Here is an 18840-nt window from a genome sequence, read left to right as displayed (position 1 = left end):
CCCCGCGGTCGCCGCGCCGCCTGTGTGGCTCGCGTGCTCTCCCGCGGTCTAGCCGAAGGTGAACGCGTAGACCTGAACCCCCGGGTCGGTGAAGGTGATCTCGAAGGTGTGGTCGGTGACTGGGCTGTGCTGCCTGATGAGTTGGTGCAGCCGCTGTTCGGCCACCTTTCCGTTGCCCTGGCCGTCAACATCGGCCCCGTGCGCCGCACCCGGCGGCTGCCCGTCGATGAGCACGCGGAATCGCACGGACACGCCCCGTACCGCCGGTCCCATGACTAGGTGCAGATCGCGGGCGTAGAAGCGATATGCGATCTGGCCGTGGGCCTCGTTCAGCGTGCTGGCCTGTTCGTCCATCGTCCATTCCCCCGACAGGGCCCAGTGGTTGAGCCTCAGCTCGGCCGGGGCGGGGTAGGCGTGCGGTTTGCCCGCTACCGCCCCGCCGGGAGACGCGAAATTCTCGGTGCGCTCAGCGCCGGTGTAGTTCTCTGCCGACCTCAGGGCGGCCCAGTCGGCCGGGGCCTCCACGCCGCGGGCGTCGACCGAGACCAGGTCATGGCCGATGGCGTCGGACCCGGCGTCGGCCAGCAGCTGCTGGATGACCATCTCCGACTGCTGGTACTGGCCCTCACCGAAGTGGTGATGCCGGATACGCCCCTGCGCGTCGGCGAAGTACAGGGCCGGCCAGTAGTGGTTGTCGAGGGCGCGCCATACCGCGTAGTCGTTATCGATCGCGACCGGGTAACCGATCCTCATCTCCTGGACGGCCCTGCGGACGTTGTCCGGGTCGCGCTCGAACGCGAACTCGGGCGTGTGCACGCCGACCATCACGAGCCCGCGGCCGGCGTATTTCTCTGACCAGGCGCGGAGGTAGGGAAGCTGGCGCAGCCAGTTGATACAGGTATAGGTCCAAACGCCGGCCAGGACCACGTTCCCGCGGAGCCCGGCCGGCGTCAGCGGCGGAGAGTTGAGCCACCCGGTCGCGCCGCCGAACGACGGCAGCTCACCCAGGACAGGCGGCCGGGCAGCGGCCGTGTGCAGCCCGGCAGGCGCGAGCCAGTCCGGTTTCATGACGGTACCTCCCGGCTAGCGCAGTGACCGGAACGCCGCGCGAACCTCGGCGGCGAACAGCGACGGCTCCTGCCAGGCGGCGAAGTGGCCGCCCCGGTCGACCTCGTTGAAGTAGATGAGATTGGGGTAGGCCCCCGCTCAGCCCAGCTGCGCGGAGCTCGGTAGATCTCCTTGGGGAAGACGGTCACCGCGGCGGGGATGGTCACGTTCTTGACGCCGAAGAAGTCGAACGTGTTCTCCCAGTACAGCCGGGCGGACGAAACCCCTGTGTTGGTCAGCCAGTAGAACGTGAGGTTGTCGAGAACTTCGTCCCTGGTCAGGTTGCCGACGGGGTGCCCGGCGAAGGCGTCCGCGATGTCCTGGTAGCTGTCCGCGTCGTGGTTGAGCATCCAGCCGGCCAGGCCGACCGGTGAATCCGCCACTCCGTAGAGCGTTTGCGGCTGCGTGATCATTTCTATCCCGTAGCCGATGCCCTTCGTGTAGAAGAAGTTCAGCTGCTCGTACGTGCGGCTTTCATCAGCGGACAGGCCGTCTGGCGGCGGACCACCCGCCCCAAGTACGTTGCGCGCCAGCGCTGCTGAGACTTGGGGTGGGACGACACCGGCCATGTTGGTGTGCATACCGAGCAGTTCCGGGGGTGCCTGGGTGGCCATCACGTCCGTGACGATCGCGCCCCAGTCGCCGCCTTGCGCCACGAACTGCGTGTAGCCGAGCCGTCTCATCAGCTCGACCCAGGCACGAGCCATGCGGTCGGGACCCCAGCCGGTCTCGCGCGGCTTGGCGGAGTACCCGTAGCCCGGTATCGACGGGATCACCACGTCGAAGGCGTCCGACGGGCTCGCCCCGTGGGCGGTGGGATTGGTGAGCGGGTCGATGATCGCCAGCAGCTCGATGATCGAGCCCGGCCATCCGTGCGTGACGATGACCGGCAGCGCGTTTTCGTGTGCCGAGCGGACATGGATGAAGTGGATGTCCAGCCCGTCGATTTCGGTCATGAAGTGGGGCACGGCCTTGAGTTTCGCCTCGCACCGGCGCCAGTCGTACTCCGTTGCCCAGTAGCGGGCGAGTTCTTTCATGACCGCCAGCTGCGGTCCCTGCGAATGATCGGGGACGAGTTCCTCGTCCGGCCAGCGGGTGGCTCCGACGCGCGCGCGCAGCGCGTCCAGTTCTGCCTCGGGAACCTTGGGGATCGTGAACGGCCGGATCGCTTTGGCGCCCGTTGTGGTTTCGGTCGTGACAGACAAGTTGGCCTCCTCGATTTCGTTCGGTGGTCGATGCAGAGCTGGCCGGTCCAGAACCGGCCAGGGGCCTTCCGAGATTGGAAGCAGGCCGTCGCTGCGCTCACCGAGGTGATGCCCGGCGAGCGCAGCGCAAACACTTCAGGGCGTGGGCATGAGCGATGCGGCTTCCCAGGCGAATCCGTCCGGGTCGGTGAAGGGTCCGGCATCGCAGGTGAGGGCGATCCGGTGCGATCCGGCGCCGTCCGGGGAGACGCCGGCGTCCTTGGCCAGGGCGCGCCGCTCGTAGAGCGCCAGCTTGACGTGAGATGACGGGGCGGCGAACTCGACGTACTTGCGGCCGAAGCTCTTCGCCACCGCGAGGCCGTGCTCGGTGTAGAACCGCTTGCTCGCGGCGACGTCGGAGACTCCGAGCAGGAGCACGATGTCGTCGATCTGCCGGGTGGCCGGGCCAGTGTTCTTCTTCGCCGATGTCGCGACCTTCCAGATTGTCCCGTCGGGGGCGGTTACGACACCGCCGTAGCCCCAGAACCCCTTCTTTACGGGCTTGAGCACGGTCGCACCGGCGTCGAGGGCGGCGCCGATGAGCAGGTCGACGTTGGCCGGCTGGGACACGACGAGCGACAGCGTGAAGCCGCGGAAGCCGCTCGTCGGCGCCTGCGACGCGCGGAAGCGCACCTGGGTGCCGAGGCCGAAGGCGGCGCTGCCGAAGGCCTCGGCGGCGGCAGGGTCGGGCACCTCGAGAGTGACCGCCGTGATGGAAGTGGCAGCGGGAGTGACGGTGGTCATGGCTAGTCCTTTCTTGTCCGCGGACGCGGGCTGCAGCGGGGTCTTGACGCCTTGGGCTGAAGAGCCGGTCAAGGTCGGTCCTCATTTCGTGATAGTTGGACTCTCGTTTCGATAGGGGTACTATCACGAATATGAACGAAGTTGTCAAGCCCGGCCGCCCCTACCAGGGGGCCGCCCGCCAGGCGCGCACCCGCCGCACCCGGGCCGCCGTCGCCGAGGCGGCCCGCAGCCTGTTCACCGAGCGCGGCTATGCCGCGACCACCATCGAGGCGATCAGCGACCGCTCGGATACGCCGCAGCCGACGGTGTACCGGTTGTTCTCCTCCAAGCTCGGGATTCTCAAGGCCCTGCTCGACGTCTCCGTCGCGGGCGACGACCAGGCGGTGGCCATGCTCGACCGCCCGCAGGTCCGCGCGCTTCTCTCAGCCGAGGATCCGAAGGACCAGCTGGCCGGGTTCGCCGCGCTGGTCAGTGACGTGATGGCCCGCGTCGGGCCCGTTCACCGCATCCTCGCCGACGCGGCCAGATCGGACCAGGACGCCGCTTCGCTGCTCGCCGAGATCGCCCGGCAACGTCACGAGGGCCAGCGCCGCATCGCAAGCTCTCTCGCCCGCTCGGGCGCCCTGCGGCCCCGGCTCACCGAGCGCGACGCCGCCGACATCATCCACGCCCTGGCCTCTCCCGAGGTGCACGGCCTGCTCGTCTCCGACCGCGGCTGGACCAGCGAGCAGCACGAGAAATGGCTAAGGCAGATCCTCATCGACCAGCTGCTCCCCTAGGCTGTTTCGGGCTGCGTTGTGCTGGAGGCAGAGATGGAGATGGAGCGTCCGGGCGGGCTGTCGGCCATCGGCAATACGCCGGTGGTCCGGCTGGCACAGCTGGCCGGTGATTGCTGCGCCGAGGTCTGGGTGAAGATGGAGGCGGCCAATCCCACCGGCTCGTACAAGGACCGGATGGCCCTGGCGATGATCGAGGCGGCCGAGGCCGATGGCCGCCTGCGGCCGGGCCAGCTGGTCGTGGAGTACACCGGCGGGAGCACCGGCTCGTCCCTGGCGTTCGTCTGCGCGGTGAAGGGCTACCCGCTGCGGATCGTGTCTTCCGACGCGTTCGCCGATGAGAAGATCCGCACCATGCGGGCGTTCGGTGCCGAGGTCGAGCTGATCCAGAGTCCTGAGGGCATCACCCCTGGCCTGATCCCGTCGATGATGCGCAGGGCAGCCGAGATCGCCGAGCAGACCGGCGCGTTCGCCACCGATCAGTTCAACAATGCCGACATGGTTGATGGTTACCGCAGGCTCGGCGAGGAGCTGCTCGAGCAGCTTCCCGGGCCGCCGCCGGTCAGCGCGTTCTGCGGCTACGTTGGCACCGCGGGCTGCTTCCTGGGGGTCAGCCGCGCGCTGGCCGCCGGGCTGCCCGGGCTCCACCGGGTCGTCGTCGAGCCCGCCGAATCGGCCGTGCTGTCGGGCCGGCCGCCCGGCACCCACCACATCGAGGGCGGCGGCACCGGCCAGCGCCCGCCGCAGCTGTGGCCCGCCGACTACGACGAAGTCATCGCCGTCCCCGAGGCCGACGCGTTCCGGACAGCCCGCCTGGCCGCCCGCGGCGAGGGCATCTTCTCCGGGCCGTCGACCGGCGCGAACCTCGCCGCCGCGCTGGAAATCGCCCGCCGGCTCGGCCCCGGACACCGGGTGGTCACCATCCAGGTCGACAGCGGCCTGAAGTACCTCACCGGCCAGCTCTACTCCTGACCGCCGGAGATGCCTGCTACTGGGGGCGGGCGGAGAAGCTGTCGAGGAAGACGGCGGTGATGTCGTCGGCTAGCTGGCTGGTGGGGTACTCGCCGACCGGGTGGTGCCAGCGGACCGAGAGCCATACCGCGTCGCGGATCAGCCGGTAGAAGACGCGCGGGGCGATGTCGGCGCGGAAGCTGCCCTCGGCGACGCCCTTCTCGATTACCAGCAGCCAGGTGCGCTGGATGTCGGCCGCGCCGGCCAGCACGTCGGCGAACCGCGGCCGCTCGCGCAGCCAGGACCGCTCGTTCTGGTAGATGGCGGTGGCCTGGGGCTGCTCGCTGGCCACCTGGAGCGAGGTGAGCACGAGATCGTGCAGGCTCTCGGCCGGGCCCTTCCCGCTGGCGAGCACCGCGGCGTAATGATCCTGGATGGCCCGCAGGTAGCCGGTCAGGATCTCCGCGACGATCGCGTCCTTGGACTCGAAGTGGTGATACAGGCTCCCGGAGAGGATGCCGGCCGCGTCCGCGATCTCGCGGACCGTGGTCGCGCCGACGCCCTTGCGGGCGAACAACTCCGCCGCGCTGGCGAGGATGATCGCCCGGCGGTCCTGGGGCTCCTTCACGCTCGTGAGGCTATCAAGCGCTTGCTCGGCACGCTAACCGGCAGCGGCCGCCCGGTGTACTCTAATAGAACACGTTCTAGCTCGCTTGGAGGGCGGATGCGGATTGCCTACACCCCCGAGCAGGAGCGGCTGCGACGGGAGTTGCGCGACTACTTCGGACGGCTGATGACCGACGAGGTGCGCGCCGGGCTAGCCGACTCGGCCGAGGGCGACTATGGGCAGGGCGACGCCTACCGCGCGGTGGTGCGGCAGCTCGGCGCGGACGGCTGGCTGGCCCTGAGCTGGCCCGAAGAGTACGGCGGGCGCGGCGGCACCATGCTCGACCAGCTCATCTTCACCGACGAGGCCGCGATCGCGCGGGTGCCCGTGCCGTTCCTGACCATCAACACGGTGGGACCGACGATCATGCGGTTCGGCACTCCCGAACAGAAGTCGTACTACCTGCCGAAGATCGCCGCGGGCGAGATCCACTTCTCCATCGGCTACTCGGAGCCGGGGGCCGGCACCGACCTCGCGTCGCTGCGGACGACCGCGACGCGCGACCAAGACGGGTACGTGGTCGACGGCCAGAAGATGTGGACCAGCCTTATCCAGTACGCGGACTTCGTGTGGCTCGCCTGCCGGACCGATCCAGACGCGCCCAGGCACAAGGGCCTGTCGATCATCATCGTGCCGACGTCGGCACCCGGCTTCTCCTGGACGCCGGTGCGCACGATGGCGGGCGTCGTGACCAGCGCTACGTACTATCGCGCGGTGCGCGTGCCGCTGTCCGCCCTCGTCGGCGCGGAAAACCAGGGCTGGCCGCTGATTACCAACCAGCTCAACCACGAGCGGGTGGCGCTAACCTCGGCGGCGCCGGTGCTCTCCGCGCTCGCTTCGGTGCGGGAGTGGGCGCGGGACGCGAAGCTGGCGGACGGGCGGCGGGTCATCGACGCCGAGTGGGTCCGGCTCAACCTGGCCAGGGTGCACGCCAAGGCGGAGTTCCTCAAGCTCATGAACTGGCGGATCGCCTCCTCTGCCGAAGTTAACGGGGGGGCTCGTCCCCGAGGGCCAGCATCCGTCGGGCCCGCCGCGGCGTCGGCCACGAAGGTGTACGGCACCGAGTTCGCCGTGGAGGCCTACCGGCTGCTGATGGAGGTGCTCGGCGCCGGGGCGCTGGTGCGTTCCGGTTCTCCCGGTGCGGCTCTGGCCGGGCGGATCGAACGCCAGCACCGCGCCGCGCTGATCTTGACCTTCGGCGGCGGGACGAACGAGGTGCAGCGCGACATTATCGCGGCGGCCGCGCTCGGGCTGCCCGCCGCCCGCCGTTGATCCTTCAGCTCCAGGAGGGCCGTCGTGGACTTCTCGCTCAGCCAGGCGCAGACCGAGATCGCGGGACTCGCGAGAAAGATCCTTGCCGACCAGGACAGCGCGCCGCGGCAGTGGACGGACCTCGCCGCGGCCGGCGTGCTCGGCGCCGGGCTGCCCGAGCCGCTTGGCGGCGCGGGCCTTGGCTTCCTCGAGCAGTGCTCGGTGCTCGCGGAGGCCGGCCGGGCCGTTTCGCCGGTCCCCTACCTCTCGTCGCTCGTGCTCGGCGCGGGCGCGATCGCCGCGTTCGGCACCGCGGACCAGCAGCGCCGGTGGATCGCTGCGGCCGGTGACGGCTCGGTGGTGCTCACCGCCGCGCTGGCGGAGGAGGACAGCGATGACCCGGCGTCGCCGTCGACGACCGCCGAGCGAGCCGACGATGGGTGGCGGCTATCCGGGGTGAAGACGGCGGTGCCCGCCCTGCCGCGCGCCGATCTCCTGCTCGTCCCCGCGACGGTGACCGCAGGGCGAGCGGGCGAGGTAGACGGCGCCGACGGGGCCGGCGAGGTGCTGGTGTTCCTCGTCGAGCCGTCAGATCGCGGGGTCGGCATCACGCCGCAGGAACTGACGGACAGCGCGAACGGCGCGGAGGGGCCGGACGCCGGGCGCCTTGTGCTCGACGATGTCCGTATGGACGACAGCCGGGTGCTCGGCGAGCCCGGCCGGCGCGGAGAAGTGGCGGGCTGGCTGGTGGCGCGGGGCACCGTCGGACTGTGCGCCGTGCAGGCCGGCGTGGTCGGGCGGGCGCTGGAGCTGACCGCGCAGTACGCGCGCAGCCGCGAACAGTTCGGGCGGCCGATCGGGTCGTTCCAGGCGGTGGCCCAGCGCCTCGCCGACGCCTACATCGACGTGGAGGCGGTATGGCTCACAATGTGGCAGGCCGCCTGGCTGCTCGACACCCGCCGGCCTGACGACGCCGAGACGGCCGCCGCGATCGCCACCGCCAAGTTCTGGGCCGCGGACGCCGGCCACCGGGTCGCGCACACCGCCGTCCACGTACACGGCGGGACGGGCATCGACGCGTCGTATGTGCTGCACCGGTACTTCACCGCGGCCAAACGGGCCGAGTTCTCACTCGGCGGCGCCACGGCGCAGCTCCTTCGGCTCGGCGGCCTGCTGACAATGCAGGAACTCTAGCCAGGGAGTCAAGCCGGGGTCGTGGCAGCTCACCGGACCAGGCCGGCCACCTTTTCGAGCAGTCGCAGGTCGCAGCTGGCGAGGAACGTGGTGAGCACGGTTTCCTGCCAGCGCTGGATCTCGTCGGCGATCTTGGCCCAGGGGCCGATGAGCGCCACGTCCTCCACCAGCGCCGTCGGGACGGCGGCGATCGCGGCCTTCTTGTCTCCGGCCAGGTAGTGATCCTGGATCGCCCTCGCCTGCCCCTCGTAGCCCATCCGGGCGAAGACCTCGTAGTGGAAGTTCACGCCGCGGGCGCCCATACCGCCGATGTACAGCGCGAGTGCGGGCCGCAGCCGGTCGGCGGCCCGCTCCACGTCATCGTCCGGGACGATGCCGAGCGGGCCGCCGACGACGTCGAACGTCGCGGCCGAGTGGCGCGCGCCCGGGCGGCCGAAGCCCTCGGCGAGGGCCGTGGCGTAGAAGTCGTTCATCGCCGGGGAAAAGAACATGGGCAGCCAGCCGTCGGCGATCTCGGCGGCCAGGGCCACGTTCTTCGGCCCCTCGGCACCGAGGTAGACGGGAATCACGGTACGGAACGGGTGCAGGATCGAGCGCAACGGCTTGCCGAGGCCTGTACCGCCCGCCAGCGGAAGCTGGTAGTGCTTCCCGTCGTAGCTGACCGGCTCCGCGCGGGCGATGACCTTGCGCAGGATGTCCACGTACTCCCTGGTGCGCTCGAGCGGGCGCGGGTACGGCTGGCCGTACCACCCCTCCACCACCTGCGGGTTGCTGGTGCCGATGCCGAGCATGACGCGGCCCTTGGTGAGGTGATCCATCGTCATCGCGGTCATCGCCAGGGTGGCCGGGGGCCGTGCCGACAGCTGCGAGACCGCCGTGCCCAGCTGGACGCGCGAGGTCCGTGAGCCATACCAGGCCAGCGGCGTCCACGCGTCGCTGCCGTAGGCCTCCGCCGTCCAGACCTGGTCGATGCCGAGGCGCTCGGCGGCGTCGAACTGCTCCGCCGCGCCCGCTGGCGGCCCCGCGCCCCAGTAGCCGGCGGTGACCGCGAGCCTCATCCCAGTCCGCCAAGCCGCCGCAGGGTCTCGTCCATCTCGGCGACGAGGGACTCGATCACCGCGGCGACCGGGCGGATCTCGCTGATCCGGCCCACCACCTGCCCGGCGGGCATCGGCACCACGTCCGGCTGCCCGGAGCGCATGAGCCGCTGGTGCGCGCCGGCGACCAGCAGGTTCTGCAGCGGCATGCGCAACGGCTCCGGGGCATCTGGCTGCTCCCACGCGGCCGTCCAGCGGTTCTTCAGCAGCCGGGCGGGCTTGCCGCTGTAGATGCGCGACCGGACGGTGTCCGAGGACGTGGCCGCCAGCAGCGCCTGCTGCACCGCGGGCGCGGACGTCATCTGCGCGTACTCGCGGGTGAGCAGCCAGGCCGAGCCCATCCAGGCGCCGGCGGCGCCGAGGGCGAGCGCGGCGGCGACCTGCCGGCCGCAGCCAATCCCGCCCGCGGCGAGTACCGGCACCCGGTCGCCGACCGCGTCGACGATCTCCGGGATGAGCACCATGCTGCCGATCTCGCCGGTATGGCCGCCGGCCTCGTAGCCCTGCGCGACCACGATGTCCACGCCGTTCGCGACCTGCGCTTGCGCGTGCTTCGGCGCCCCGGCGAGCGCCGCGACCAGCATGCCGTGCTCGTGGGCGGCGGCGATGACGTCCGGCGGCGGCGAGCCGAGCGCGTTCGCGATCAGCCGGGCGGGGTGGGCCAGCGCCACCTCGACGTGCTTGCGGGCGACCGAGTGTAGCCAGCCGAGCACGCCGTCGGCGTCCGGCGCGCCGTCGGGCAGCGGCGGCACGCCGAGCGCGAGCAGCGTCCGCTCGACGAAGTCCCTGTGCACCTGCGGGATCATCGCTTCCAGGTCGCTGGCGGCCGCCTCCACGGGCACCCTGGCGGGCATGACCACGTCGACGCCATAGGGCCGCCCGCCGGTGTTCGCGTCCATATAGTCCAGGGCCGCGTCAAGCTCGGCCGGGTCGTTGAACCGCACGCAGCCGAGCACGCCGAGGCCGCCGGCCCGGCTGACCGCCGCGGCGACCTGCTCGGACGGGCTGAAGCCGATGATCGGTTGCTCGATGCCGAGCAGGTCGCAAACCGGTGTCCGCACGGAGAGCTCCTCTATTTCTGATCGTCGAGGTTCACGGACGTCGCCGCCACGGCACCAGAACAGGAGGTCTCATCAGGCCCTCTCTGGTTGCGCCGGCGTGGCGGGGGGATGCTCGCCGGCGTAGCGGTGGGCCCAGCGGTAGTCGGCCTTGCCCGACACGGTGCGGCCGATCGAGTCCACGAACCAGACGGTGCGCGGCGCCTTGTAGCCGGCCAGCCGGCCGTGCACGTGCGCCTGGAGCGCCGCCGCGTCCGCGGCGGCGCCGGTTCTGAGCTGGACAAGCGCGGCCACCCGCTGGCCGAGCCGGTCGTCGGGCACGCCGATGACCAGTGCGTCGAACACGTCGGGATGGGACTTCAGCGCGCCCTCGACCTCTTCCGGGTAGACCTTCTCGCCGCCCGTGTTCACGCACGTGTTGCCCCGGCCGAGCAGGGTGATCGAGCCGTCTTCCTCCACCCGGGCCCAGTCGCCGGGCACCGCGTAGCGCCTGCCGTTCACCTCGGCGAACATCTCCGTGGTCTTGACTGGGTCGTTGTAGTAGCCGAGCGGGACGTGCCCGCCGCGGGCCAGCCTGCCGGCCTGCCCGGGCCCGCACACGCCGCCCGCCTCGTCGATCACGATGACGTCGGGGCCCGCCGTGACCGTGGGGCCGCCGTGCTGCTCGTCGTCCGCGCTGACGAACGCGATGCCCGCGAAGCCGGTCTCTGTCGAGCCGATCGCCTCGCTGATGAACACGTTGGGCAGCGCCCGCGTGCACGCCTCCTTGACCGGGGGCGAGAAGAGCGCGGCCGTGGAGTTGAGCGACACCAGCGAGGACGTGTCGTAGCCGCCGGCGGCCAGTGCCTCCATCAGCGGCCTTGCCATCGCGTCGCCGATCATGGAAAGCACGTTGACCTGGTGCCGCTGCACCGCTTCCCATACCGCGTGCGGATCGAACTTCGGCAGGATCACCGCCGTGTCCCCGCCGAACAGGCACGCGAGCGTGGCCACCATGGCGGCGCCGTGGATGAGCGGGGCCGGCGCCATGCGGACCATGCCGTTGTCGCCGACGCCCGCGCGGGACTGCGCCCACTCGTCCTCGAGCGGCTCGCCGGTGAGGAAGTCGATGCCGCCGCCAAGCGTGCGCCAGATGTCCTCATGGCGCCACATGACGCCCTTCGGCTGTCCGGTGGTGCCCCCGGTGTAGATGATGTAGACGTCATCGGGGCTGCGCGGGCCGAAGTCGCGGGCAGCGGACTCGGCCGCGGCCGCCTCGGCGTAGTTCCCGCCGATCACCACGCGCGGCAGCCCGGCGGGCGCGACGGCATCGACGACCGGCGCCAGGTCCTTGTCGTGGACGAGGACGGCCAGGCCCGCGTCTTCCAGGTGGTACGCGAGCTCTCGCGCCAGGTACCGGTAGTTGATGTTGATCACTACGGCCCGCAGCTTGATGGTGGCGAGCAGCGTCGCGACGGTCTCGATGGAGTTGCGGGCGTACAGGCCGACGTGGCCGCCCGGGCCGACCCCGAGGGCGGCCAGATGGTGCGCCACCCGGTTGGCCTCGTCTTCCAGCCCGCTGTAGGTGACCTCCCGGTCGCCGCAGATCAGCGCGACCCGCTGCGGGAAGGTGTCGACGGCATGCTCGAACAGGTCGGCCATGTTCAGCGCCATGGGTAGAAATTAGAACGTGTTACTGTTTTTAGCAAGACCTGACCGTCACTCCGGGAGGCAGAGTTTGAGCGAGTCGGCCAGCGAGCAGCCGCACGCGCTGATCGAGCAGCGCGAGCACGTGCTCATCGTCACGATGAACCGGCCCGAGGCGCGCAACGCGCTCAGCTCGGCGATGATGACGCTCATGCGCCAGGCCTGGGACCGGGTCGACGCCGATCCGGACATCCGGGCGTGCGTGCTGACGGGGGCGGGCGGCGCGTTCTGCGCGGGCGCCGACCTCAAGGCGATGACCAGCGACCATCCCGGCTCGCGGCTCGGCGACTTCGACCTCGCGGTGATCGAGCCGCTGCTCAAGGGGCGCCGCCTGACCAAGCCGCTGATCGCCGCGGTGGAGGGGCCTGCCATCGCCGGCGGCACCGAGATCTTGCAGGCGACCGACATCCGGGTGGCCGGAGAGAGCGCGCGGTTCGGCGTTTCCGAGGCCCGCTGGGGCCTGTTCCCGCTTGGCGGCTCCGCGGTGCGGCTGACCCGGCAGATCCCCTACACGCTCGCCGCCGACCTGCTGCTTACCGGGCGGCACATTACGGCCGCCGAGGCGCTGTCCATCGGGCTCATCGGGCACGTCGTGCCGGACGGGCAGGCTCTGGACAAGGCGCTCGAGATCGCCGCCGCCATCGCCGCCAACGGCCCGGTCGCCGTGCGCGCGATCTTGCGCGCCATGCGGGAGACCGAGGGCCTAGCGGAGAACGACGCGTTCGCGCTCGAGGCCAAGATCGGCGCCGCCGTGTTCGCCAGCGACGACGCGCGCGAAGGGCCGCGCGCCTTCGCCGAGAAGCGCCGCCCGCAGTTCCGCGACGCGTGACAGGACCGCGCTGAACGCCCTCCTGGCGCGGTCGCAGGCGTCACCCTATCCGTTCGCCTGCCCGGCCGCGTACGGCAAGTCGACCGTGTCGACATAGCCGGACCAGCGGAGGGTGAACTGCCAGCACCCTGCCGCTGGATGACTATCGCTGTTCGTTCCTAGATCGCGCGGTCGCGGCCGGCCCAGTAGGGGTCGCGCAGGCGGCGCTTGTAGAGCTTGCCGTTGGGGTCGCGCGGCAGTTCCGCGGCGTAGTCGATGGTCCTTGGCAGTTTGTACCTGGCGATCCGGCCGTCGAGGAAGGCCAGCAGTTCCGCGGTCAGGTCCGGTCCTGCCTGGCGGCCGTCCGCGGGCTGCACGACGGCCTTGATCTCCTCGCCCCATTCCTCGTGCGGAATGCCGAACACGGCCACGTCGGCGACCGCCGGGTGACAGGACAGCTCGGCCTCGATCTCCGCCGGGTAGATGTTGACCCCGCCCGAGATGATCATGTCTCCCTTGCGGTCGCAGAGGTAGAGGTAGCCGTCGGCGTCCAGGTAGCCGATGTCTCCCACCGTGAACATGCCCCGCGCGCGGGCGGCGAGGGTCTTCTCCCTGTCCTTGTGGTAGTCGAAGGTCGAGGCGCCCATCCGCAGGTAGACGAGGCCCGGCTGGCCGGCCGGTAGGTCGTCGCCGCACTCGTCGAGTATCCGGACCTCGGAGCCAAGCCAGGGCCTGCCGACCGATCCCGGCCGTTTCAGCCACTCGTCAGCGGTGATGCCGGTGCCGCCGCCCTCGGTGGCCGCGTAGTACTCGACGATCACCGGCCCCCACCAGTCGATCATCTTCCGCTTGACTTCCTGCGGGCACGGCGCGGCGCTGTGGATCGCGGCGCGCATGGAGCCGACGTCGTACGCCGACCTGACCTGCTCGGGCAGCGCGTGCAGCCGCCTGAACTGCGTCGGCACCATGTGCGTGTGGGTCACCCGGTGCCGCTCGATGAGCGCGAGCGTGGCCTCCGGGTCGAACCCGTCCATGAGCACGACCGGATGGCCGAGCTGGAGTGAGATCGTCGCGAAGTTGAGCACCGCCGTGTGGTACAGCGGCGAGCAGCACAGGTGCACGTTGCCGTCGAACGGCGCCAGGCCGAACAGGCCGAAGAACCAGGCGCTGGCGGCCGGGACGGTGTCCGGGTCCTGGCCGGTGAGCACGCGCCGCACGCCCTTGGGACGGCCCGAGGTGCCCGACGTGTAGACCATGGGGGCGCCCTGGGTGCGCTGGTCCGGGCGGCCCGCGTCGTCCGCGCCCAGGCCGGACAGCGAGGTGAACCCGGCGATCTCGCCGACCGCGAACCTGGCGGCGGCAGCGATCTCCGCCTGATCCGCCGCCGCCGCCGCGACGGCGGCGAACCGCTCGTCCGCCACGAACGCGGCCGCGCCGCTGTCGCCGAGTATGTAGGCGACCTCGGCGGCGGCCAGGTGCCAGTTGACCGGCACCACGTACAGCCCGGTCTCCATCGCGGCGAAGAACAACGCGAGGGCCGCGGAACTGTTGGACAGCATCCCGGCCACGCAGTCGCCTGAGCGAAGGCCGAGCGCCCGCAGGCCGCGGCCGATCTGGTCGGCCCGGCCGGCCAGTTCGGCGTAGCTGACGATCGTGCCGTCCGGCTCGATCACCGCCGGGCGGTCCGGTGCCTGCGCTGCGATGGTCCACAAGCCGGTGTCAGTCAAGGGACTGTCAGTCACGGAACCCAATTTAGAACGTGTTCTAAACTGGGACAAGCCATGAACTGCAACACGTTCTACAATGAGGCGGTGACAGCTACCCCGCTACGGGCGCCGATGGAGATCGCGTTCGACTACACGCGGTCGCTCGGGCCGGTGCTCGGCCAGTTCATGACCGCGCTCAGGGAAGGGCGCGTCCTGGGGGCGCGCAGCGCGGACGGCACCGTGCACTCGCCGCCGTTCGAGTATGACCCGGTTACCTCCCTGCCGCCGCGGGAACTGGTCGCGGTCGGCCCGTCCGGGACGGTGCTGACCTGGACGTGGCTGGACACGCCGCTGTCCGGGCAGCCGCTCGACCGGCCGTTCGGGTGGGCGCTCATCCGGCTGGACGGCGCGGATACCGCGATGCTGCACGCGGTCGACGCCGGGTCCGCCGCCGCGATGCGGACCGGGATGCGGGTGCGGCCGCGCTGGGCCGGCGAGCGGGTCGGCAGCATCAGGGACATCGCATGCTTTGAGCCATGCGATGATGCGCCCGCGGCTGTTCAGCCCTCGGCGGAGGGCGCGGAGGGCACCGCTCCGGTGACGATGACCGTCACCCCGATCCGGCTGCGCTATGAGCACACCGCCTCGCCCGGGGAGAGCACCTACCTGAGGGGCCTGGCCGAAGGCCGGCTGACCGGGCAGCGGTGCCCCGCGTGCGGGAAGGTGTACACCCCGTCCCGCGGGACCTGCCCGGTTGACGGCGTGCCCGCCGACGAAGAGGTCGACCTGCCGGACACCGGGACCGTCACCACCTTCTCCATCGTTAACGTGGCCTACCCCGGCCAGCAGGTCACGCCGCCGTACGTGGCGGCGGCGGTGCTGCTCGACGGGGCGGACATCGCCTTCCAGCACCTCATACTCGGCTGCGAGCCCGGCGAGGTGCGGATCGGCAAGCGGGTGCGCGCGGTGTGGCGTCCGCGAGACGAATGGGCACCGTCGGCCTCCACCATCAGCCACTTCACGCCGAGCGGCGAGCCGGACGCCCCCTACGAGACCTACGCGAGGCATATATGACCGAGGTGGCCGTCGTCGGCTTCGCCCAGTCGCCCTGCCGGGTTCGCGAGGACGCGACCACCGGCGGGGTGGAGATGCTGGTGCCGATCTTCGCGGAGGTGTACGCCGCTACCGGACTGACCAAGGGCGACATCGGGTTCTGGTGCTCGGGGTCATCTGACTATCTGGCCGGGCGGGCGTTTTCCTTCGTGCAGGCGGTGGACGCCATCGGGGCCGTCCCGCCGATCATGGAATCGCACGTGGAAATGGACGGCGCCTGGGCGCTGTACGAGGCGTGGGTGAAGATCATGTCCGGCGAGGCGGAGATCGCGCTGGCGTACGGCTTCGGCAAGTCCTCGGGAGCCGAGTTGCGGCGGGTGCTCGCGCTGCAGCTGGACCCCTATGTGGTCGCCCCGCTGTGGCCGGACGCGGTGTCGGTCGCGGCGCTGCAGGCGCGGCTGGGCATCGAGGCCGGGCTGTGGACCGAGAAGGACATGGCGGAGGTCGCGGCGCGCTGCCGTGCGGCCGCGGTTTCGAACCCGGCCGCGCAGGTGTCCGGGGACGTGCTGGTTGAGGACCTGCTCGGTGCGCCCTACGTCGCCGACCCGCTACGGGCGCACGACTGCGCGCCGGTGGGCGACGGCGCCGCAGTCGTCATCCTCGCCGCCGGCGCGCGGGCGCGCGAGCTGTGCCAGCGGCCGGCCTGGATCACGTCGTTCAGGCACCGGATCGAATCGGGATCGCTCGGCGCCAGGGACCTGCTGAGCGCGGGCATCGGCGGCGGCCTCGGGCCGGACCGCCTCGCCGGGCGGCCGGTTCAGGTCGCCGAGCTGCACGCGCCCTTCACCCATCAGGAGATCCTGCTGCGCCGGGCGCTCGGCCTGGACGGCGAGACCGAGGTCAACCCGTCGGGCGGCGCGCTCTGCGGCAACCCGATGTTCGCCGCGGGGCTCGCTCGGATCGGCTGCGCGGCACGGGCGATCATGTCCGGGCACGCGTCATCGGCACTGGGGCACGCGACCAGCGGGCCCGCACTGCAGCAGAACCTCGTCTGCACCATGGAGGCACGGTGACAACTGGAGGCACGGGGAAAGTGCAGGCCGCGGTGCTCGGCGTGGGCCAGACCAGGCACAAGTCCAAGCGCACCGACGTGTCGATGGCGGGACTGTGCCGGGAGGCGGCGGACCGCGCGCTTGCCGACGCCGGGCTCACCTTCGCCGACATCGACGCGGTCGTGGTGGGAAAGGCGCCTGACCTGTTCGAGGGCGTGATGATGCCCGAGCTGTACCTGGCGGACGCGCTCGGCGCGGTCGGCAAGCCGCTGCTGCGGGTGCACACCGCGGGCTCGGTCGGCGGCGCCACCGGCATCGTCACGGCCAACCTGGTGCAGGCGGGCATCCACCGGCGGGTGCTCGGGCTGGCGTGGGAGAAGCAGTCGGAGTCCAACGCCATGTGGGCGCTGTCGATCGCGCCGCCGTTCAGCATCCAGGTGGTGGCCGGCGCCGGCGGGTACTTCTCGCCGCACATCCGCGCCTACATTCGCCGCAGCGGCGCGCCGCCGGACATCGGGGCGATGGTCGCGGTCAAGGACCGGCGCAACGGCGCGCTTAACCCGTACGCCCACCTGCAGCAGCCGGACATCACGCTGGAGTCGGTGCAGGCCTCCCCCATGCTCTGGGACCCGGTGCGGTACGACGAGACCTGCCCGTCGTCGGACGGCGCCTGCGCCGTGGTCATCGGCGACGAGGAGGCCGCCCTGGCCAGCCAGGGGCCCGTGGCGTGGATCCGGGCGACCGCGATGCGGACCGAGCCGACGATGTTCGCGGGCAAGGACCCGGTGAACCCGGCGGCGGGCCTCGCGGCCGCGGCCGCGCTCTGGCGGCAGGCCGGGATCACGTCACCGATCGACGAGATCGACGTGGCCGAGATCTACGTGCCGTTCTCCTGGTTCGAGCCGATGTGGCTGGAGAACCTTGGCTTCGCCGAGCCCGGCGAAGGCTGGCGGCTGACCGCGGCGGGCGAGACCGCGCTCGGCGGGAAGCTGCCGGTCAACCCCTCAGGCGGGGTGCTGTCGTCGAACCCGATCGGTGCCTCAGGACTGCTCCGCTTCGCCGAGGCAGCCATGCAGGTGATGGGCAAGGCGGGCGCGCACCAGGTGGCCGGGGCACGGACCGCGCTCGGGCACGCCTACGGCGGCGGGTCGCAGTACTTCTCGATGTGGGTGGTCTCCAGCACTAAATCCGGTAGCTGACCGGCAGGTGCTTGATGCCGTTGAGCCAGCCGGAGCGCAGCCGCTCCGGCTGGCCGGCCGGGCGGATGTCCGGCATTGCGTCGGCGATGGCGTTGAAGATCAGCCCGATCTCAAGCTTGGCGAGGCTGGCGCCCAGGCAGTAATGCGCGCCGAACCCGCCAAGGCCGACGTGCGGGTTGGGGTCGCGGAGGATGTCGAACCGCTCCGGATGGTCGAAGACGTCCTCGTCGAAGTTCGCTGACCGGTAGAACAGGCCGACCCGCTGCCCCTGCCTGATCCGCTCTCCGCCGAGCTCGGTGTCGGCGAGCGCGGTGCGCTGGAACACCGTGACCGGCGTGCCCCACCTGATGATCTCGTCGGCCGCCGTCTCCGGCCGCTGCGCCTTGAACAGCTCCCACTGGTCGGGGTTGTCGAAGAAGGCCTGCATGCCGTGGGAGATCGCGTTGCGGGTGGTCTCGTTGCCCGCCACCGCGAGCATCAGCACAAAGTAGCCGAACTCGTCCGACGACAGCTGCTCACCGTCGATCTCCGCGTTGACCAGCTTGGTGATGATGTCGTCGCGCGGGTTCGCCGCCCGGTCCTCGGCCATCTCCATGGCGTACGCGAGCAGCTCCATCGCCGCCTCGATCCCCTCGGCCGCATACTCCGGGTCATCCGAGCCGACCATCTGGTTGGACCACTGGAAGATCTTCTTCCTGTCCTCCTGCGGAACGCCGATCAGCTCCGCGATCGCCTGCAGCGGCAGCTCGCAGGCGACGTCCGTGACGAAGTCGCCGGTTCCCTCGGCCAGCGCCGTGGCGACGATCCGCCCGGCGCGCTCGCGCAGGTTGTCCCGCATGCCGCGGACCGCCTTCGGCGTGAAGCCGCGGGACACGATGCCGCGCACCTTGGTGTGCTCCGGCGGGTCGATGTTGAGCAGGATCACCCGCTGCATCTCGATCGCGTCCCTGGTGATGCCCTCATGGAACCGGATCAGCGCGGTGTTCTCCCAGCTGGAGTACAGGTCGCTGCGCCTGGAGGCCTCGAGGATGTCGGCGTGCCTGGTCACCGCCCAGTAGCCGTCGTCATCGAAGCCCGCGGAGCCGCGGCGCTGGGCGTTCCACCAGACCGGGGCCGCCCGGCGCAGCTCGGCGAATTCCTCGGCCGGAACCCGGCTGGCGTAGAGGTCAGGGTCGGTGAAGTCGAAGCCCTGCGGGATGTCCGGTCCGGCCATGACCGCCTCCAGGTGATGCCCGAAATTGAAACAT

At 70.8% G+C, this 18840-nt stretch carries 17 protein-coding genes; 8 read left to right on the top strand and 9 right to left on the bottom strand.

From position 1 onward, the window contains the following. Positions 1-48: 48 nt before the first annotated feature. The 3 genes from EAS64_RS38025 to EAS64_RS38015 all read right to left on the bottom strand — a co-directional run bounded on the left by EAS64_RS38025 (position 49) and on the right by EAS64_RS38015 (position 3095). Complete coding sequence (locus EAS64_RS38025; RefSeq protein ID WP_187366473.1) at positions 49-1068, bottom strand: thioredoxin family protein; 1020 nt, start codon at positions 1066-1068, stop codon at positions 49-51. Beyond that, complete coding sequence (locus tag EAS64_RS38020; RefSeq protein WP_222849906.1) at positions 1065-2312, bottom strand: epoxide hydrolase family protein; 1248 nt, start codon at positions 2310-2312, stop codon at positions 1065-1067. The genes EAS64_RS38025 and EAS64_RS38020 overlap by 4 nt, the downstream gene beginning before the upstream one ends. Positions 2313-2447: 135 nt before the next feature. Beyond that, entirely contained in the window at positions 2448-3095 is a 648-nt protein-coding gene (locus tag EAS64_RS38015) for a VOC family protein (protein ID WP_145861227.1), read from the bottom strand. A 131-nt stretch (positions 3096-3226) separates the two neighbouring features. On the opposite strand from EAS64_RS38015, the gene EAS64_RS38010 reads away from it, so the two are divergent. Beyond that, positions 3227-3874: a TetR/AcrR family transcriptional regulator gene (locus EAS64_RS38010; RefSeq protein ID WP_145861224.1), complete on the top strand. Its 648-nt coding sequence runs from the start codon at positions 3227-3229 to the stop codon at positions 3872-3874. Positions 3875-3907: 33 nt separating this feature from the next. Further along, positions 3908-4843 carry a PLP-dependent cysteine synthase family protein gene (locus EAS64_RS38005; protein ID WP_145861222.1) on the top strand — a complete coding sequence of 312 codons (936 nt, stop codon included), beginning with the start codon at positions 3908-3910 and terminating at the stop codon, positions 4841-4843. A gap of 16 nt (positions 4844-4859) precedes the next feature. Here the strand turns inward: EAS64_RS38005 and EAS64_RS38000 are convergent, their stop codons facing one another. Next, positions 4860-5450, bottom strand: coding sequence for a TetR/AcrR family transcriptional regulator (locus EAS64_RS38000; protein WP_145861221.1), 591 nt, complete (start codon positions 5448-5450; stop codon positions 4860-4862). Between the two features lie 96 nt (positions 5451-5546). Here EAS64_RS38000 and EAS64_RS37995 point away from each other — a divergent pair, with 96 nt between their 5' ends. Then, a complete protein-coding gene (locus tag EAS64_RS37995) occupies positions 5547-6761 on the top strand; it encodes an acyl-CoA dehydrogenase family protein (RefSeq protein ID WP_145861218.1) in 1215 nt (404 codons plus the stop codon). 24 nt (positions 6762-6785) lie between these two features. Beyond that, a complete protein-coding gene (locus EAS64_RS37990) occupies positions 6786-7934 on the top strand; it encodes an acyl-CoA dehydrogenase family protein (protein ID WP_145861216.1) in 1149 nt (382 codons plus the stop codon). Positions 7935-7963: 29 nt separating this feature from the next. Here the strand turns inward: EAS64_RS37990 and EAS64_RS37985 are convergent, their stop codons facing one another. The 3 genes from EAS64_RS37985 to EAS64_RS37975 all read right to left on the bottom strand — a co-directional run bounded on the left by EAS64_RS37985 (position 7964) and on the right by EAS64_RS37975 (position 11742). Then, entirely contained in the window at positions 7964-8992 is a 1029-nt protein-coding gene (locus EAS64_RS37985) for an LLM class F420-dependent oxidoreductase (protein ID WP_145861214.1), read from the bottom strand. Then, complete coding sequence (locus EAS64_RS37980) at positions 8989-10092, bottom strand: NAD(P)H-dependent flavin oxidoreductase (RefSeq protein WP_145861212.1); 1104 nt, start codon at positions 10090-10092, stop codon at positions 8989-8991. Before EAS64_RS37980 ends, EAS64_RS37985 begins: the two co-directional genes overlap by 4 nt. A 72-nt stretch (positions 10093-10164) precedes the next feature. Continuing rightward, the gene (locus EAS64_RS37975; RefSeq protein WP_145861211.1) at positions 10165-11742 is read right to left on the bottom strand and encodes an acyl-CoA synthetase; all 1578 of its coding nucleotides are present in this window, start codon (positions 11740-11742) and stop codon (positions 10165-10167) included. Positions 11743-11806: 64 nt separating this feature from the next. On the opposite strand from EAS64_RS37975, the gene EAS64_RS37970 reads away from it, so the two are divergent. Further along, a complete protein-coding gene (locus EAS64_RS37970) occupies positions 11807-12604 on the top strand; it encodes a crotonase/enoyl-CoA hydratase family protein (protein ID WP_145861209.1) in 798 nt (265 codons plus the stop codon). A 158-nt stretch (positions 12605-12762) separates the two neighbouring features. Here EAS64_RS37970 and EAS64_RS37965 read toward each other — a convergent pair whose 3' ends face one another. Next, a complete protein-coding gene (locus tag EAS64_RS37965; protein WP_222849905.1) occupies positions 12763-14325 on the bottom strand; it encodes an acyl-CoA synthetase in 1563 nt (520 codons plus the stop codon). A 69-nt stretch (positions 14326-14394) separates the two neighbouring features. Here EAS64_RS37965 and EAS64_RS37960 point away from each other — a divergent pair, with 69 nt between their 5' ends. From EAS64_RS37960 to EAS64_RS37950, 3 genes are read left to right on the top strand one after another with little or no spacing between them, the layout of a single operon-like run. Next, positions 14395-15363: a Zn-ribbon domain-containing OB-fold protein gene (locus EAS64_RS37960; protein WP_246116074.1), complete on the top strand. Its 969-nt coding sequence runs from the start codon at positions 14395-14397 to the stop codon at positions 15361-15363. Then, positions 15360-16415 (top strand): thiolase family protein, encoded by a 1056-nt coding sequence (locus EAS64_RS37955; protein WP_145861205.1) that lies wholly within the window; start codon positions 15360-15362, stop codon positions 16413-16415. Before EAS64_RS37960 ends, EAS64_RS37955 begins: the two co-directional genes overlap by 4 nt. Further along, positions 16412-17593 carry a thiolase family protein gene (locus EAS64_RS37950; protein ID WP_246116073.1) on the top strand — a complete coding sequence of 394 codons (1182 nt, stop codon included), beginning with the start codon at positions 16412-16414 and terminating at the stop codon, positions 17591-17593. The genes EAS64_RS37955 and EAS64_RS37950 overlap by 4 nt, the downstream gene beginning before the upstream one ends. On the opposite strand, the gene EAS64_RS37945 is transcribed toward EAS64_RS37950, so the two are convergent. After that, positions 17577-18806: a cytochrome P450 gene (locus EAS64_RS37945; RefSeq protein ID WP_145861204.1), complete on the bottom strand. Its 1230-nt coding sequence runs from the start codon at positions 18804-18806 to the stop codon at positions 17577-17579. The genes EAS64_RS37950 and EAS64_RS37945 overlap by 17 nt on opposite strands. Positions 18807-18840: the final 34 nt, after the last annotated feature.

Source organism: Trebonia kvetii (genome assembly GCF_007827045.1).
GTDB lineage: Bacteria > Actinomycetota > Actinomycetes > Streptosporangiales > Streptosporangiaceae > Trebonia > Trebonia kvetii.
This window is presented reverse-complemented; position numbering and strand designations above follow the sequence as displayed.

Excerpts from the sequence above, each read along its gene's own strand:
- EAS64_RS38010 (WP_145861224.1), top strand. The coding sequence starts at position 3,227 with ATGAACGAAGTTGTCAAGCCCGGCCGCCCCTACCAGGGGGCCGCCCGC.
- EAS64_RS37955 (WP_145861205.1), top strand. The coding sequence starts at position 15,360 with ATGACCGAGGTGGCCGTCGTCGGCTTCGCCCAGTCGCCCTGCCGGGTT.
- EAS64_RS37945 (WP_145861204.1), bottom strand. The coding sequence starts at position 18,806 with ATGGCCGGACCGGACATCCCGCAGGGCTTCGACTTCACCGACCCTGAC.
- EAS64_RS37975 (WP_145861211.1), bottom strand. The coding sequence starts at position 11,742 with ATGGCGCTGAACATGGCCGACCTGTTCGAGCATGCCGTCGACACCTTC.
- EAS64_RS38005 (WP_145861222.1), top strand. The coding sequence starts at position 3,908 with ATGGAGATGGAGCGTCCGGGCGGGCTGTCGGCCATCGGCAATACGCCG.
- EAS64_RS38025 (WP_187366473.1), bottom strand. The coding sequence starts at position 1,068 with ATGAAACCGGACTGGCTCGCGCCTGCCGGGCTGCACACGGCCGCTGCC.
- EAS64_RS37985 (WP_145861214.1), bottom strand. The coding sequence starts at position 8,992 with ATGAGGCTCGCGGTCACCGCCGGCTACTGGGGCGCGGGGCCGCCAGCG.
- EAS64_RS37995 (WP_145861218.1), top strand. The coding sequence starts at position 5,547 with ATGCGGATTGCCTACACCCCCGAGCAGGAGCGGCTGCGACGGGAGTTG.
- EAS64_RS38015 (WP_145861227.1), bottom strand. The coding sequence starts at position 3,095 with ATGACCACCGTCACTCCCGCTGCCACTTCCATCACGGCGGTCACTCTC.